The 16,088-nt window shown below is 64.6% G+C and carries 18 protein-coding genes; 4 read left to right on the top strand and 14 right to left on the bottom strand.

Annotated features, from left to right (window positions below):
* Positions 1 to 16 precede the first annotated feature (16 nt).
* The 14 genes from ACSFBF_RS31805 to ACSFBF_RS31740 form a co-directional block, all read right to left on the bottom strand.
* Positions 17 to 979, bottom strand: a complete 963-nt coding sequence (locus tag ACSFBF_RS31805) for a substrate-binding domain-containing protein (RefSeq protein ID WP_435474024.1) — start codon at positions 977 to 979, stop codon at positions 17 to 19.
* 161 nt (positions 980 to 1,140) lie between these two features.
* Positions 1,141 to 2,172, bottom strand: coding sequence for an ABC transporter permease (locus ACSFBF_RS31800; RefSeq protein WP_258352628.1), 1,032 nt, complete (start codon positions 2,170 to 2,172; stop codon positions 1,141 to 1,143).
* Entirely contained in the window at positions 2,135 to 3,673 is a 1,539-nt protein-coding gene (locus tag ACSFBF_RS31795; protein ID WP_435474022.1) for a sugar ABC transporter ATP-binding protein, read from the bottom strand. The genes ACSFBF_RS31800 and ACSFBF_RS31795 overlap by 38 nt, the downstream gene beginning before the upstream one ends.
* Positions 3,670 to 4,839 (bottom strand): ROK family protein, encoded by a 1,170-nt coding sequence (locus ACSFBF_RS31790; protein ID WP_435474185.1) that lies wholly within the window; start codon positions 4,837 to 4,839, stop codon positions 3,670 to 3,672. Before ACSFBF_RS31790 ends, ACSFBF_RS31795 begins: the two co-directional genes overlap by 4 nt.
* Positions 4,840 to 5,069: 230 nt before the next feature.
* On the bottom strand, positions 5,070 to 5,489 hold the full coding sequence (locus ACSFBF_RS31785; RefSeq protein ID WP_093057730.1) for a F0F1 ATP synthase subunit epsilon: 420 nt from the start codon (positions 5,487 to 5,489) through the stop codon (positions 5,070 to 5,072).
* An 18-nt stretch (positions 5,490 to 5,507) separates the two neighbouring features.
* The gene (gene atpD, locus ACSFBF_RS31780; protein WP_435474019.1) at positions 5,508 to 6,908 is read right to left on the bottom strand and encodes a F0F1 ATP synthase subunit beta; all 1,401 of its coding nucleotides are present in this window, start codon (positions 6,906 to 6,908) and stop codon (positions 5,508 to 5,510) included.
* Between the two features lie 137 nt (positions 6,909 to 7,045).
* Positions 7,046 to 7,429 (bottom strand): hypothetical protein, encoded by a 384-nt coding sequence (locus ACSFBF_RS31775; protein ID WP_435474017.1) that lies wholly within the window; start codon positions 7,427 to 7,429, stop codon positions 7,046 to 7,048.
* A 90-nt stretch (positions 7,430 to 7,519) separates the two neighbouring features.
* The gene (gene atpG, locus ACSFBF_RS31770; RefSeq protein ID WP_093057733.1) at positions 7,520 to 8,395 is read right to left on the bottom strand and encodes a F0F1 ATP synthase subunit gamma; all 876 of its coding nucleotides are present in this window, start codon (positions 8,393 to 8,395) and stop codon (positions 7,520 to 7,522) included.
* 33 nt (positions 8,396 to 8,428) lie between these two features.
* Complete coding sequence (atpA, locus tag ACSFBF_RS31765; RefSeq protein WP_435474015.1) at positions 8,429 to 9,982, bottom strand: F0F1 ATP synthase subunit alpha; 1,554 nt, start codon at positions 9,980 to 9,982, stop codon at positions 8,429 to 8,431.
* Between the two features lie 48 nt (positions 9,983 to 10,030).
* Positions 10,031 to 10,561: a F0F1 ATP synthase subunit delta gene (locus tag ACSFBF_RS31760; RefSeq protein WP_435474013.1), complete on the bottom strand. Its 531-nt coding sequence runs from the start codon at positions 10,559 to 10,561 to the stop codon at positions 10,031 to 10,033.
* 8 nt (positions 10,562 to 10,569) lie between these two features.
* Positions 10,570 to 11,040, bottom strand: coding sequence for a F0F1 ATP synthase subunit B (locus ACSFBF_RS31755; RefSeq protein ID WP_435474011.1), 471 nt, complete (start codon positions 11,038 to 11,040; stop codon positions 10,570 to 10,572).
* 88 nt (positions 11,041 to 11,128) lie between these two features.
* Complete coding sequence (atpE, locus tag ACSFBF_RS31750; protein WP_007830191.1) at positions 11,129 to 11,392, bottom strand: F0F1 ATP synthase subunit C; 264 nt, start codon at positions 11,390 to 11,392, stop codon at positions 11,129 to 11,131.
* A 60-nt stretch (positions 11,393 to 11,452) separates the two neighbouring features.
* Positions 11,453 to 12,322 carry a F0F1 ATP synthase subunit A gene (gene atpB / locus ACSFBF_RS31745; protein WP_093057737.1) on the bottom strand — a complete coding sequence of 290 codons (870 nt, stop codon included), beginning with the start codon at positions 12,320 to 12,322 and terminating at the stop codon, positions 11,453 to 11,455.
* Positions 12,323 to 12,326: 4 nt separating this feature from the next.
* Entirely contained in the window at positions 12,327 to 12,812 is a 486-nt protein-coding gene (locus tag ACSFBF_RS31740; RefSeq protein WP_093057738.1) for an ATP synthase subunit I, read from the bottom strand.
* A gap of 158 nt (positions 12,813 to 12,970) precedes the next feature.
* Here ACSFBF_RS31740 and ACSFBF_RS31735 point away from each other — a divergent pair, with 158 nt between their 5' ends.
* From ACSFBF_RS31735 to lipB, 4 genes are read left to right on the top strand one after another with little or no spacing between them, the layout of a single operon-like run.
* Positions 12,971 to 13,864, top strand: coding sequence for a D-amino acid aminotransferase (locus ACSFBF_RS31735; RefSeq protein WP_435474008.1), 894 nt, complete (start codon positions 12,971 to 12,973; stop codon positions 13,862 to 13,864).
* Positions 13,861 to 14,172, top strand: a complete 312-nt coding sequence (locus ACSFBF_RS31730; protein ID WP_435474006.1) for a YbeD family protein — start codon at positions 13,861 to 13,863, stop codon at positions 14,170 to 14,172. The genes ACSFBF_RS31735 and ACSFBF_RS31730 overlap by 4 nt, the downstream gene beginning before the upstream one ends.
* Positions 14,169 to 15,389, top strand: coding sequence for an MBL fold metallo-hydrolase (locus tag ACSFBF_RS31725; RefSeq protein ID WP_435474004.1), 1,221 nt, complete (start codon positions 14,169 to 14,171; stop codon positions 15,387 to 15,389). Before ACSFBF_RS31730 ends, ACSFBF_RS31725 begins: the two co-directional genes overlap by 4 nt.
* Positions 15,386 to 16,081 (top strand): lipoyl(octanoyl) transferase LipB, encoded by a 696-nt coding sequence (gene lipB / locus ACSFBF_RS31720; RefSeq protein ID WP_435474002.1) that lies wholly within the window; start codon positions 15,386 to 15,388, stop codon positions 16,079 to 16,081. The genes ACSFBF_RS31725 and lipB overlap by 4 nt, the downstream gene beginning before the upstream one ends.
* Positions 16,082 to 16,088: the final 7 nt, after the last annotated feature.

Raw genomic sequence — 16,088 nt, 5'->3', positions numbered from 1 at the left:
AGCGATCTCGGTCACCTTAGAAGGGCGAGTTGGGGTGGTAGAAGTCCTTGGCGTTTTCCTTGGTGATGAGCACCGAAGGAATGATCGTCGTCGCTGGCAGCTTCTCGCCCTTCAGGCGTGCCTCGGCCGTCAGCTTGATCGCGTCGTAGATGAACTTGGGCGAATAGCTCACGTCGGCCGTGATGCGCTTGTCCTTGCCGTCCATGATGGTCTTGACCATGCCCTTGGCGCCCGCGCCGCCGAAGATGATCTTGATGTCGTCGCGCTTGGCCTGCTCGATGGCCTTGAGCACGCCCACGGCCATGTCGTCGTCGGCGGCCCAGATGGCGTCGATGCTCTTGAAGCGCGTCAGGTAGTCCTGCGTGACCTTGAAGGCGTCGTCGCGGTTCCAGTTGGCGTACTTGGCGTCGAGCAGCTTGATGTCGGGGCTGCCCTTGAGCACTGCGTTGAAGGCGTCCATGCGTTCGTTGTCGAGCGTGGTCGCAATGCCGCGCAGCGCCACCACGTTACCCTTGCCGTTCAGCTGCTTCACGATGTACTCGGCCGGGATCTTGCCGAAGGCCGTGTTGTCGCCGGCCACGTAGGCATCTTGCGCGCTGGTGTCGGTAAGGCCGCGGTCGACCACGGTGACGTAGGCGCCCTTGGCCTTGACCTGCGCGACGGGCTTGGTCAGCGCTGCCGACTCGAAGGGGAACACAACCAGCGCGTTGATCTTGGTGACGGTCGACAGGTCTTGCAGCTGGTTGGCCTGCTCGGGCGCGTTGGCCGCCGTCTTGATCGTGATCTTCAGGTCCTTGTGTTCCTTCTCCAGATCCTTCTTCGCCTGGTTGGCCCAGTAGTTGATGCCGCCCATGAAGCTGTGCGTGGCCGCGGGAATCGAAACGCCGAGGTTGACCTTCTCCGCGGCAAGCGCGGGCAGGCTGGCGAACGCTGCGGCGGCAACCGCCGTGAGTGCGAGGCGTCGGGTGAAAGTCGTCATGCTGGGTGTCTCCTTGTGGTTGATGAGGGAACGGGAACGGAAAACTGAGCGGATGACTGGTTCGCGGAACACCGCGGAACCGGCTTTGCCGGGCCGCAGGTGTTGCCCCCGGCGAGGGGGTTGGCGAAGCGACACGAAGTGCGCGAAGCCTGGGGGAGAGTTCATCTTCTGCCTCTCTGGAGGAACGCGACGATGATGATCACGAAGCCCTGCACGGCAGCATTCAGGTACACGCTGATGATGCTGGTGAGGTTCAGGATGTTGCTGATGACCGAGAGCAGGATCGCACCCACCACGGTGCCGGTGATGCTGCCCGCGCCGCCCTTGAGCGCGGTGCCGCCGACGATCACCGCGGCGATGGCTTCCAGCTCCCACAGCAGGCCGGTGGTCGGCGAGGCCGAGCCCAGGCGGGGCACGTACAGCAGCGTCGCGATGCCCACGCACACGCCGAGCAGCACGTAGGTGAGGATCTTCACGCGGTCGACGTCCACGGCCGCATAGCGCGCCACCTGTTCGTTCGAGCCGATGGCCTGCACGTAGCGACCGTAGGCCGTGCGGTTGAGAATGACGCCGCCGATGACCGCGACGATCACGAACACCCACACCGGCACCGGAATGCCCGCGAGGCTGGCGTAGTACACCGGCGCGTAGAGGTCCGACAGATCGTTGTCGAGCGTGAGCGCGCCGCCGTCGGCAAAGTACGTGAGGTACGCACGGAAGATGCCGAGCGTGCCCAGCGTCACGATGAAGGGCTCGATGCGCCCCTTGGTAATGAGCAGGCCATGCGCGAGGCCGAACACCGCGCCGAGCACCACGGCCAGCACCGCGCCCATCACCACCGCCAGCAGCGGCGAGCCCGAGGCCGGCCCGGCCCAGTTGATGAACATGATCACACTGCCCGCGATGAGCGCGGCCATCGAGCCCACCGACAGGTCGATGCCGCCGGAGATGATCACGAAGCACATGCCCACCGCGATGATGCCGATGAAGGCCGTGCGCGTGAGCACGTTCATCGCGTTGTCGAGGGTCGCGAAGTCGCCGTTCAGCAGCGTGCCGGCAATGCACAGCAGCACGAGGCCGATGACCGGGCCGAGCCCGTGCAGGCGCTGCACCCAGCCCGGCTTTGCCTCGCTGCGGTGCTGCTGCTGCGCGGCTTCAAGCGTCTGCGGTGGTGTTGGCTGTTCCGGTGGCATGAGCGATGAGCTCCTCTTCAGTCAGATGGTCCGCGTCGAGCGTGGCAACCACGCGGCCCGCGCGCATCACCGCGACGCGGTGGCACAGGCCGATCAGTTCCATCAGCTCCGACGAGACGACGATCACGGCGAGCCCTTCGCGGGCGAGTCGCTGGATCAGGAAATAGATGTCGCGCTTGGCGCCCACGTCGACGCCGCGCGTGGGCTCGTCGAGCACCACCACCTTGGGCTGCGGCTGCAGCACTTTTGCAAGCGCGAGCTTCTGCTGGTTGCCACCCGAGAGCGAGGAAGCCTTGACGTCGAGCGAGCCGGTGCGAATGCCGTAGTCCTTCACCGCCCCAGCCAGCGCGCCGCGCTCGGCCTCGGGCTTGAGCCAGGGCTGGGCATAGCGTTCGAGCGCCATCAGCGTGAGGTTCTGGCGCAGGCCGAAGTTGACGTGCAGGCCCTTGCCCTTGCGGTCTTCGCTGAGGTAGGTGAGGCCGTGCTTCGCGGCATCGCGTGGGTTGCGCCAGCCCTTGTCGTGGGGCACGGGCTTGCCGAGCATCTCGACGCTGCCGCTCGCGGGGCGCAGGCCGAGCAGGCCCTCGAAGAGTTCGGTGCGACCCGCGCCGACGAGGCCCGCGAAGCCGAGGATTTCGCCGGGGCGCACCTCGAAGCTCGCGTCCTGCGCCCAGCCAGGCACGCTGAAGTTGCGCACACGCATGGCGGGTGCGTCAGCCGCGACGACCACGTCGCGCGGCGGATAGAGGTCGGCCAGTTCGCGGCCCACCATGAGGTTGGCCATCTGCTGGCGCGTGACTTCGGCAGTGGGTGCGCGCGCGACGAAGCGGCCGTCGCGCATGACGATGACTTCGTCCGTCACCTGCTCCACTTCGTCGAGCTTGTGCGAGATGTAGACGATGGTGACGCCATCGGCGCGCAGTTGGGCGATGAGCTTGAAGAGGCGCTCCGTTTCGCCGGGCGTCAGCGTAGCCGTGGGCTCGTCCATGATGAGCAGGCGCGCGCGGCGGGCGATGGCCTTGGCGATCTCGACGAGCTGCTTCTCGGCGACGATGAGCTTTCGCACCTTGGTGCGCGGGTCGATGTTCAAGCCCACTGCTGCAAGTGCAGCGGCGGCGTCGCGCTCCATCGACGCGTCGTCGAGCAGCCAGCCTCTCTTCTTCTCGTGGCCGAGGAAGATGTTCTGCGCCACGCTCAAGTCTTCAGCGAGATTGAACTCCTGGTGGATCAGCACGATGCCCAGCGCCTCGGCATCGCGCGAGCTCGCGAACTGCTGCGGCTGTCCGTTGACGCGCAGCGTGCCGCCGGTAAGCGATTCATAGCCGGCCAGGATCTTCATCAGCGTGGACTTGCCCGCGCCGTTCTCGCCCAGCAGGCCGTACACGTGGCCGGGTGCAAGCGCAAAGCTCACGCCGTGCAGCACCTGCACGGGGCCGAAGGCCTTCACCACGCCATCGAACTCGACGGCGACGCTGCCCTTGATGTTCTCAGCCGCGTTCATGGCGCCACTCCGCGGGCCTTCAGGGTCTCTTGCATCGCGAGCACGCCGGCGCCGATCAGGCCACCCTGCATGCCCAGCGGCGTGTACTGGATCTCGAGGTGCCGCGTGGAGAGCGCCAGCGAGCGCTGGTACACGCTCTGCCGCACGGCCGCGAGAAACAGCGGGCCGATGCGCGTGATGCCGCCGCCGATGAACACATGCGACGGGTTGAAGAAGTTGACGACCGACGCGAGCATCTGCCCGATCAGGCTGCCCGCGCGCTGGATGATGGCGTTGGCGGCCGTGTCGCCACCGCGGCTGGCTTGGCCCACGTCGATGGCGTCGATGCGCCCGTGCACGCGCAGGCACTCGGCCAGCGTCGCACTCTCGCCCGCCTCGGCCGCCCGCGTCGCCATGCGCGTGATCGCGGGGCCGGCGGCCATGGCCTCGACGCAGCCGAGGTTGCCGCAATGGCAGCGCGGGCCTTCCTGGTCGACGCAGATATGGCCCACGTCGCCGGCCGAGCCTGCGGCGCCGCGGTACACCTCGCCGTGGCAGACGATGCCGCAGCCGATGCCGGTGCCGATTTTGATGACGAGGAAGTTGGTCAGCGAGCGCTTGAGGCGCCACAGTTCGCCGAGCGCCATGAGGTTCACGTCGTTGTCGACGAAGACGGGCGCGGCGTAGTCCTCTCGCAGGTAATCGCGGATCGAGAAGCTGTCCCATGCGGGCATCAGCGGCGGATTCACGAGTTGGCCAATCTCGAAGTTGACGGGGCCGGGCACGCCGATGCCGATGCCGAGCACGTCCTTGGCGCTCGCGTTGCAGCGGGCCAGCAGTTCGCGCATGAGCGTGCGCACGCGGGCCAGCACCACGGCCGGGCCTTCGCGCACGTCGGCAGGCTCGTCGTGCTGCGCGAGCACGGTGAGATCGGGGCGCAGCACGGCCACGTCGAGGCTGGTGGCGCCGATGTCGATGCCGACGAGCACACCGAGGCCGGCATGCAACTGGAGGTTTTCGGCGCGGCGGCCGCCTGATGAGCGTTGCAAGCCGGCTTCGGCGAGCAGGCCCTGGTCAACGAGGCCGGCGATCAGCCCGTTGGCCTTGCTCTTGGAAAAGCCGAGTTGCTCGGCCATGGCATGGCGCGAGCCGCCGGCCGACCAGAAGGTCGTTTCCAGCAGCCGCATTTCGTCCGCAGTGATGCCACTCCAGGGTGCCACGCGCTTTGTCTCCGGTGTTCTTTTGCTTTGCGCCCGCAGCCCCGGCTGCTGGACGAAGGCGAATACTAGGCGGCGCTCTTCAGCCAGACAAGGTCAAACTTCGACCATGTTTCAGCCGAAGATGATCGAATGAAAGCGGACAGACGCAAAAAAGCCGCCCGAAGGCGGCTTCTTGTCGGAGCAATCGGGAAGACCGATTACTTCTTCTGGCGGTACTTGCGCAGTGCCGCGATCTGGGCGGCCATCACAGCCAGCTCCGACTGCGCCATCGCGATGTCGATGTCGCTCTTCGCGTTCTTCAGCGCTTCTTCGGCGGCGGCCTTGGCCTGGTTGGCCTTCTCGTCGTCGAGGTCCTTGCCGCGGATCGCGGTGTCGGACAGCACGGTAACGGCGTTGGGCTGCACTTCGAGAATGCCGCCGGCCACGAAGACGAACTCTTCCTTGCCGTCGGCCGTTTCGATGCGCACGGCGCCGGGGCGGATGCGCGTGATCAGCGGAGTGTGGCGCGGATAGATGCCGAGCTCACCGGCTTCACCGGGCAGCGCGACGAACCTGGCTTCGCCCGAGAAGATCGACTCTTCCGCGCTGACCACGTCGACGTGAATGGTGTTTGCCATCTGAGTTCCTATGCCGCCTTAAGCGACCTTCTTGGCTTTTTCGAACGCTTCGTCGATGCCGCCCACCATGTAGAACGCTTGTTCCGGCAGGTGGTCGGCTTCGCCGTTCACGATCATCTTGAAACCACGGATGGTTTCGGCCAGCGGCACGTACTTGCCGGGCGAGCCCGTGAACACTTCGGCCACGTGGAACGGCTGCGACAAGAAACGCTGGATCTTGCGGGCGCGGGCCACGGCCAGCTTGTCGTCGGGAGCCAGTTCGTCCATGCCCAGAATGGCGATGATGTCGCGCAGTTCCTTGTAGCGCTGCAGCGTGCCTTGCACGGCGCGAGCCACGTTGTAGTGCTCTTCGCCGACCACGTTCGGGTCGAGCTGGCGCGAGGTCGAGTCCAGCGGGTCCACGGCGGGGTAGATACCGAGCGAAGCGATGTCGCGCGACAGCACCACGGTCGAGTCCAAGTGGGCGAAGGTGGTAGCGGGCGACGGGTCGGTCAAGTCGTCGGCAGGGACGTACACGGCCTGGATCGAGGTGATCGAGCCGACCTTGGTCGACGTGATCCGCTCTTGCAGGCGACCCATTTCTTCTGCCAGCGTCGGCTGGTAGCCCACGGCGGAAGGCATGCGGCCCAGCAGAGCCGACACTTCGGTACCGGCCAGCGTGTAGCGGTAGATGTTGTCCACGAAGAACAGAACGTCACGGCCTTCGTCGCGGAACGACTCGGCGATGGTCAGGCCGGTCAGCGCCACGCGCAGACGGTTGCCCGGGGGTTCGTTCATCTGGCCGTAGACCATGGCCACCTTCGAGTCCTCGAGCTTCTCGAGGTTCACGACGCCGGAGTCGGCCATCTCGTGATAGAAGTCGTTGCCTTCGCGGGTACGTTCACCCACACCGGCGAACACCGACAGACCCGAGTGAGCCTTGGCGATGTTGTTGATGAGTTCCATCATGTTCACGGTCTTGCCCACGCCGGCGCCGCCGAACAGGCCCACCTTGCCGCCCTTGGCGAACGGGCACACCAGGTCGATCACCTTGATGCCGGTTTCCAGCAGGTCTTGCGAGGGCGACAGTTCGTCGTACGCGGGAGCCTTGCGGTGGATGGAAGCGGTGAGCTCCTGGCCCACGTCGCCGCGCTCGTCGATCGGACGGCCGAGCACGTCCATGATGCGGCCGAGCGTGGCCTTGCCGACCGGCACGGTGATGGGTGCACCGGTGTTGGTCACGATCAGACCGCGGCGCAGGCCGTCGGACGAGCCCAGTGCAATGGTGCGCACCACGCCGTCGCCGAGCAGCTGCTGAACTTCGAGGGTCAGCCCGCCGCCTTCGAATTTCAAGGCGTCGTACACCTTGGGCATCTGGTCACGCGGGAACTCCACGTCGACCACGGCGCCGATACATTGGACAATTTTTCCTTCAGCCATGGCGTTTCCTTCTGGATGGATCTCAATAAATTTGCGACAGGTTCTTGCAGAAGCGTCCTGGTGCCAAAACGGGCCGCTTTTGCAAGAAAGCCGGACGGGCCGGCACCCTTGAATTTCTACTTCTTCTCGTCAGTTCATCAGCACTTCATGGCCGTCGCTTGTGCAGCGAAGGCGTCCGAAGCAGCCTTGCAGGCCTGACCCAACGCGGCCTTGTCAGCGCCCATCGAAGCCCAGGTGGCCTTCGTCTGGTCGAGGCTGGCCTTCATCGCGTCAGCAGCGGCGCCGCTTTGCGAACCCACGCAGGTCTGCACCTTGGCCAGGTAGTCGTTGCACTCCTGCGGCAGGTCGGCGGCCGATGCCGTCGGGGCTGCAGCGGGAGCAGCCGGCGCTGCTGCGGGAGCGGGGGCAGGAGCCGGAGCGGGCGCAGCAGCGGGAGCCGGTGCAGGCGCGGGCGCCTCTTCCTTCTTGGAGCAGGCAGTCAGAGCGGCAGCAATCGCCACCAGAGCAAGAATCTTCTTCATTTTGCGCAGAGTCCCCTTAAATAAAGGCCTTGGGTTACCGGGCGCGCAGAGCGCATCCGATCAGCAACGCGGCCTGTTGCATTGCCTCAATCAAACGCCCGCGGCCGCAGCCGCGCCGGACACGATTTCGGACAGCTCTTTGGTGATGCCTGCCTGACGGGTCTTGTTGTAGACCAGCTTCAGTTCGCTGATCACGTTGCCCGCGTTGTCGGTCGCAGCCTTCATGGCCACCATGCGCGCCGAGTGCTCGGACGCCATGTTTTCGGCCACGGCCTGGTACACCAGCGATTCCACGTAGCGCACCAGCAGCTCGTCGATCACGCTTTGCGCGTCGGGTTCGTAGATGTAGTCCCACGAATGATGACCCGACTCGGTTTGCAGCGTCTCGGCCTTCAGCGGCAGCAGTTGCTCCACCATCGGCTCTTGCTTGATGGTGTTGATGAACTTCGTGTAGCACAGGTACACCGCCGACAGCTTGCCTTCGGCGTAGGCGTCCAGCAGCGTCTTGACCGGCCCGATGAGCTTGTCCAGATGCGGCGTGTCGCCCAGCTGCGTCACATGGGCCACCACGCGGGCGCCGATGCGATTCAGGAAACCCAGGCCCTTGTTGCCGATGGCGACCGACTCGACCACGTTGCCCGCTGCCTGCGCTTCGCGCAGCTTGCCGGTGACGGCACGCAGCAGGTTGGTGTTCAAGCCGCCGCACAGGCCCTTGTCGCTGGTCACGATGATGAAGCCGACGCCCTTGGCATCGGTCGTCTTCATGAACGCGTGGGTGTACTCCGGGTTCGCCTTGCCGAGGTTGGCTGCGATGTTGCGGATCTTTTCGCTGTAGGGGCGAGCGGCGCGCATGCGTTCCTGCGCCTTGCGCATCTTGGAAACCGAGACCATTTCCATGGCCTTGGTGATCTTCTTGGTGTTTTCCACCGATTTGATCTTGCCGCGGATTTCCTTACCAGCTGCCATGAGAGCTCCTTCTTGCGTCGGTCAAGGGGTCGATCAGGCGAACGACTTCTTGAACGCGGTAACGGCTGCCAGCAATTCGGCTTCCGATTCCTTGTCGAGCGCCTTGGCCTTCTCGATCTTGTCGAGCAGCGGGGCGTGGCTGGACTTCAGGAACTGGTGCAGGCCATGTTCGAACGGCAGCACCTTCTTGATTTCGAGGTCGTCCATGAAGCCCTTGTTCACGGCGAACAGCGACGCGCCCATCAGCGAGATCGGCAGCGGGCTGTACTGTGCCTGCTTCAGCAGTTCGGTCACGCGGGCACCGCGGTCGAGCTGCTTGCGGGTGGCTTCGTCCAGGTCGGAAGCGAACTGCGCGAACGCAGCCAGTTCACGGTACTGCGCCAGGTCGGTACGGATACCGCCGGACAGGCCCTTGATGATCTTCGTCTGAGCCGACGAACCCACGCGCGACACCGAGATACCGGCGTTGATGGCGGGGCGGATACCGGCGTTGAACAGGTTGGTTTCCAGGAAGATCTGGCCGTCGGTGATCGAGATCACGTTGGTCGGCACGAAAGCGGAAACGTCGCCGGCTTGCGTTTCGATGATCGGCAGTGCGGTCAGCGAACCGGTCTTGCCCTTGACTTCACCCTTGGTGAAGGCTTCGACGTAGTCGGCATTCACGCGGGCTGCGCGCTCGAGCAGACGGCTGTGGAGATAGAACACGTCGCCGGGGTAGGCTTCGCGGCCCGGCGGGCGGCGCAGCAGCAGCGAGACCTGGCGGTAGGCGACGGCCTGCTTGGACAGGTCGTCATAGACGATCAGGGCGTCTTCGCCGCGGTCGCGGAAGTATTCGCCCATCGTGCAGCCCGAGTAGGCCGACACGTACTGCATGGCAGCCGATTCCGAAGCGGAAGCCGCAACCACGATGGTGTAGTCCATGGCACCGGCTTGTTCCAGTGCGCGCACCACGTTCTTGATCGACGAAGCCTTCTGGCCGATCGCAACGTAGACGCAGGTCATGTTCTGACCCTTCTGGTTGATGATCGCGTCGATGGCCACTGCCGTCTTGCCGGTCTGGCGGTCGCCGATGATCAGCTCGCGCTGGCCACGGCCGACGGGCACCATCGAGTCGATGGACTTCAGGCCGGTCTGCATCGGCTGGTCGACCGACTTGCGGGCGATCACGCCGGGAGCGACCTTTTCGATCACGTCGGTCATCTTGGCGTTGATCGGACCCTTGCCGTCGATCGGCTGGCCCAGCGCGTTCACCACGCGGCCGATGAGCTCGGGGCCCACGGGCACTTCCAGGATGCGGCCCGTGCACTTGACGGTGTCGCCTTCGGAGATGTGCTCGTACTCGCCCAGAATCACGGCGCCGACCGAGTCGCGCTCGAGGTTCAGCGCCAGGCCGAACGACGGCGTGCCGTCTGCCGTGGGCGGGAATTCGAGCATTTCGCCCTGCATCGCGTCGGACAGGCCGTGCACGCGCACGATGCCGTCCGTCACCGACACCACGGTGCCTTCGTTACGGATGTTGGCGCTGACCCCGAGGCCCTCGATGCGGCTCTTGATCAGTTCGGAAATTTCTGCGGGATTGAGTTGCATGACTCTTTCCTTCTTTCTTTGAGGCTACAAGTAGAGGGCTGGAAACCGTCAGGCTGCCAGCGCAACTTTCATTTGTTCAAGGCGCGCTTTGACGGAGGTGTCGAGCACCTCGTCGCCGACCACCACACGAATGCCGCCGATCAGTTCCGGCTCTTGCTGGACCGTGACCTGGAGCTTGCGACCGAAACGCTTTTCGAGCGCGGCCGACACATTGGCCAGCGCAGCGCCGTCGATCGGGAAGGCGCTGTAGACCACGGCGTCGGACGAACCGCTCTTCGCGTTGGCCAGTGCCCGGAACTGCTTCGCAATTTCCGGCAGCACCGAAAAGCGCCCGTTCTCGAGGAGCGCACCCAGGAAGTTCTGGGCAGGAGCGGCCAACGGTGCACCGAATGCACCGGCGACCACGCCGATCACCTGTTCGGCCGTGGCCTTCGGGTTGTCGGCGAACTGCTGGAGCTCCGGATTGGCCGCGATGGCGGCAATCTTTTCGAGCCAGGCGCTGGTTCCGGCGACGTCGGACGACGACGCCTTGAAGAGCGCCTCGGCGTAGGGGCGTGCAATGGTGGCGAGTTCTGCCATGGCTTCTATCAGAGTTCGGTCTGCAGACGGGCGAGCAAATCGGCGTGAACGCCTGCATTCACTTCCTTGCGCAGAATCTGCTCTGCGCCCTTGACGGCCAGTGCGGCAACCTGCTCGCGCAGTGCTTCACGGGCCTTCAGTGCCTGCTGGTCGGCTTCGACGCGTGCGGCTGCAACGATCTTGTTGCCTTCCTCGGTCGCGCGGGCCTTGGCCTCTTCAACGATGGCCTGGGCGCGACGTTCGGCGTCGGCAAGACGTTGTGCGGACTCGTTGCGTGCCTGACCCAGTTCGGCTTCCACGCGCTTGTTGGCGGCGGACAGCTCGGACTTGGCCATGTCGGCGGCAGCGAGGCCTTCGGCGATCTTCGCAGCGCGGTCGTCCAGCGCTTTCGCGATCGGCGGCCACACGTACTTCATCGTGAACCCGACCAGGATCAGGAACACGATCATCTGAACGATCAGGGTACCGGTAATGCTCACTTTTCACCCTCTCTTTGGGATTGAATCGAAGCCATTCGCTAGACGCCAGAGGACTAGGGAACGACGACGCAGGTCCGACGAGAAAGACTTACTTCGGCAGGTTGGCGATCTGAGCCAGGAACGGGTTGGCCGTTGCGAACCACAGAGCGATACCGGTGCCGATAATGAAAGCGGCGTCGATCAGACCAGCCAGCAGGAACATCTTGGTTTGAAGTTCACCCATGAGTTCAGGCTGACGTGCGGCCGACTCGAGGTACTTGCTGCCCATGATGCCGATGCCGATACATGCGCCCACAGCGCCCAGACCGATGATCAGGCCGGCGGCCAGTGCAACAAAGCTAATAACTTCCATGATGACTCCTAGAGGACTTTGGTTGAAGAGAAAACAAAAAACAGAAACGAAAACTGATGATCAGTGGTGATCGTGGGCCTGGCCGATGTAGACCAGCGTCAGCATCATGAACACGAAGGCTTGCAGCGTGATGATCAGGATGTGGAAGATGGCCCAGGCCGTGCCCGCGATGATGTGGCCGATGGCCAGGCCGATGCCGGTGGCCGACATGGACCAGGCACCACCCATCAGGGCGATCAGCAGGAAGATCAGTTCACCGGCGTACATGTTGCCGAACAACCGCATGCCGTGCGAGACCGTCTTGGCGACGAACTCGATCATCTGCATGGCGAAATTGAAGGGGTACAGCGCCCAGTGGTTGCCAAAGGGTGCGGTGAACAGCTCGTGGATCCAGCCGCCGGCGCCCTTGATCTTGATGTTGTAGTAGATACAGATCAGCAGCACTGCCACCGACATGCCCATGGTCACCGAGAGGTCGGCGGTGGGCACGACACGCAGGTAGGCGTGGTGCGGGTCTTCGCCGGCGATGTGGAAGATCTTGGCCCAGATTGCCGGGAACAAATCGACCGGGAACAGGTCCATTGCATTCAGCAGGAAGATCCACACAAAGATCGTGAGGGCCAGCGGTGCGACGAACTTGCGGCTCGTGGCGTTGTGGACGATGCCCTTGGCCTGCTGGTCGACCATTTCGACGAGCAGTTCGACAGCCGCTTGAAAACGGCCGGGAACACCCGAAGTGGCCTTGCGGGCAGCCAGCCAGAGCAGCCAGCAACCCAGGATGCCGAGCGTGATCGAGAAAAAGAGCGAGTCGAAATTGAAAACCGAGAAGTCAGCAACACCTCCGGGCTTGGAGCTTTGCAGGTGCGTCAAGTGGTGAACGATGTATTCACCCGCGGTCTGACCATGTTCCGCAGCGTTTTCAGCAGCCATTCCGTTACTCGTCTCTCTGTTGCCGGCGCCGGGGCGAGAACATCACCGCCAACCAGGCCGCCTTCATTGTCACCACCAGGCCGATCAGCATTGCTGGCCAGCTCAGCGCCGTTATCAGCCTTGGCGCGGCGATCAGCATCGCCACGGACAAGGCCATCTTGACCATTTCCCACAGGAAGAATCCGAACACCGCAGTGCCCGGATTCAAGGAAGAAAACCGACCGGTCAGCCCGCGTGCGAAAACCGCCGATGGAACAACCACCGCGATCGCACCATAAGCGGCGGACCAACCCAGATTTTGCCTCCCCGTCAGTCCCCAGGCGGCCAGAGCCACCACCAGACCGACAACCAACTGACCCGCGATCACCCGCCATGGGGAGACCGAAGGGTTCTTTGCTCGCAGTTCACGCGCCTCATCGGCGGTCAACGGCTTGAATTCTGCATCGAGGTCTTCAGCGACCTCCGAGTCTTGACGGGCGATTGTTTTCATTTCGAATGAAGCCCGGATGACGACCCAGAATTTCTACAAAGCCATTGATTATAAGTAAAAACCCAGCCGGTCCCGCCACCCCGCGCTGTCGCGCATGCAAATCGACGCTGCATTCCCTGACGCGAACCCGACGCGGCGCACACAACCATAATTCCTTCATGCACCCTATCACCGACGCCCTGCCCGCCACGCTTTGTTACCTCGACGGCGAGTACACCGCCCTGCGCGACGCGAAGATCAGCGTCCTCGACCGTGGCTTCATTTTCGGCGACGGCATCTACGAATACGTCCCCGTCTACTTCGGCCAGCCCTTCTGCTTCGAGGAGCACATGGCCCGCCTCGACCGCTCGCTCGCCGAACTGCAAATAGAGAACCCGCTTTCGCTCGAGCAGTGGCGCGAGATCGTGATGCGCCTGGTCGAGCCCGGTGGCGACGAACCCCAGTCAGTGTACTTTCAGGTGACGCGCGGCGTGGCCCCGCGCGACCACGCGATGGTGCGCGGCCTGCGTCCGACGGTGTTCGTGATGGTGAACCCACTGCCGCCGATCTCCGACGCCATCCGCGCCAAGGGCGTGGCCTGCGTCACCGCGGCCGACTTCCGCTGGCAGAAGGCCCACATCAAGAGCACCAGCCTGCTGGGCGCGGTGCTCGCACGGCAGATCAGCGTGGAGGCCGGCGCGGCCGAGACCATCATGTTCCGCGACGAGTGGCTCAGCGAAGCCTCGTCGAGCAACGTGTGGATCGTGAAGGACGGCAAGCTGATGGGCCCGCCCAAGAACAACCTCGTGCTGACCGGCATCCGCTACAGCCTGTTCGAGCGCCTGTGCAAGGCGCTCGGCATCCCCTTTGCGCTGCGCCCCATCTCGCGCGATGAGGTGTTCGCCGCCGACGAATTGCTGATCTCCTCGGCCAGCAAGGAGCTGCTGCCCGTCGTCACGCTCGACGGGCAGGCTATTGGCAACGGCCTCCCCGGCCCCATTTACAAGAGCTTGTATGCGGCCTACCAGCAGGCCAAGCAACACAACACGCAGAAGCACGGAGCCCTGGCATGACCGACAACACAAGCCCCCCCACCGACACCAACGCGACCCCCGATCCGCGCAAGGAATCGCTGATCGAGTACCCCTCGCAGTTTCCGATCAAGGTGATGGGCGCCAAGGTCGACGGCTTCGTGCATGCCGTCACGCAGATCGCCGAGCAATTCGATCCGACCTTCGACGCCACCACCGTCGAGCTGCGCGACAGCAAGGCCGGCAACTACCTCGGCGTGACCATCACCGTCACGGCCACCAGCCGCGAGCAGCTCGACGACCTGTATCGCGCGCTGTCCGCGCACCCGATGGTCAAGGTCGTGCTTTGACCTCTTCCCGCTGGCGGCACGTCGCGGCGGCGCTGTGCGCCAGCAGCGTCGCGGCCGCCTGCTCGACGGCACCGAACCCCTATTACGACGCCAGCCGCAAGCACCACCGGCCCGCAGGCTTCCAGGACAACTACATCGAGTTCAAGCCGAAGAACTTCTTCACCGACGTGCTGATCGGCTGGCAGTTGCCGTCGTGGTTCAAGGGCCTGCCGCCACCACCGAGCGCACCGCCACCAGTGGTCTCGCCAGACCTCGCCTTCCTCCGGGCCAACACAAGCGCCCCCACCCACCCCACCGCCACCTTCATCGGCCACGCCACCGTGCTCGTACAAGTGCCGACCGCGAACGGCGGCCTCAACGTGCTGACCGACCCGGTGTTCGGCGAGCGCGCATCGCCGGTCTCGTTCGCCGGCCCCAAGCGCTTTCAGCCGCCCGGCGTGGCGCTGAAAGACCTGCCGCACATCGACCTCGTGCTGATCAGCCACAACCACTATGACCACCTGGACGAAGGCAGCGTGAGGGCGCTCGCCGCGCAGGCCGGCGGGCCGCCGCTCTTCGTGGTGCCGCTGGGCATCGCGCCCTGGCTGGCGGAGCGCGGCATCACGAATGCGGTCGAGCTCGACTGGTGGGACAGCGTCTCGCTGCCGGCCACAACAACGGCCGCCGCACCGCAAGCCGCGCAGGTCCGCATCCAGCGCAACGGCGCAGGCATCGCCACGGACACGCCTGACGCGGTGCAGGTCTTCCTCACGCCCGCCCAGCACTGGAGCGCACGCGGCCTTGGCGACCGCATGAAGACGCTGTGGGGCGGCTTCGCGCTGCTCTCGCCGAAGATGCATGTCTTCTATTCGGGCGACACCGACTATTCGAAGGACTTCGCCGACATCCAGGCCCGCCTCGCGCCGCGCCAGGGCAGTGCGCAGGGCGGCGGCTTCGACCTGGCCCTGCTGCCCGTTGGCGCCTACGAGCCACGCTGGTTCATGACCGACCAGCACGTGAACCCCGACGAAAGCGTGCGCATCCACCGCGACCTGCACGCCAAGCACAGCCTCGGCGTGCACTGGGCCACCTTCTCGCTCACCGACGAGGCACTCGACCAGCCGCCCAAAGACCTGGCCGTCGCCCGCAAGGCCCAGGGCGTGGCCGACGACGCCTTCTTCACCCTCGCCATCGGCGAGACCCGCACGCTGCCTGCACGGCAGCAGGCCACGCCATGACAGACACAGCCACCCTTCCTGCCATCGAGTTGCATCCGCTGGGCCGCGTCGACTACGCCGATACCTTCGCGGCGATGAAGCAGTTCACGCTGGAACGCACGCTCGACACGCCCGACGCGCTATGGATTTGCGAGCACGCCCCGGTGTTCACGCAAGGCATCGCGGGCAAGCAGGACCACATCCTGAACCCCGGCGCCATCCCGGTCGTGCAGACCGACCGCGGCGGCCAGGTCACCTTCCACGGCCCCGGCCAGGTGGTGGCCTACCCGCTGATCGACCTGCGCCGGGTGGGCTACTTCGTCAAGGAATACGTCTACCGCATCGAGGAATCGGTGCTGCGCACGCTTGCCCATTTCGGCGTGACCGGCCACCGCGTGCCCGGCGCGCCGGGCATCTACGTGCGGCTGGACGACCCGTTCTCGCACGCCGCGCTGACCGGCCCGATGCCCGCCGCCGACCCGTTTCGCGGCCTCGGAAAGATCGCCGCGCTGGGCATCAAGGTGAGCCGCCATGCCACCTACCACGGCGTCGCGCTCAACGTGCAGATGGACCTCGAACCCTTCTCACGCATCAACCCTTGCGGCTATGCAGGGCTGCAAACGGTCGACCTTTCTACAATCGGCATCCAAACCACATGGGAAGAAGCCGCCAAAGTGCTGAGCCAGAAGCTCACCGCCTACCTGGCGCCTTGACATACCA

The organism is Variovorax nivicola (assembly GCF_051216475.1).
Taxonomy (GTDB): domain Bacteria; phylum Pseudomonadota; class Gammaproteobacteria; order Burkholderiales; family Burkholderiaceae_C; genus Variovorax.
This window is presented reverse-complemented; position numbering and strand designations above follow the sequence as displayed.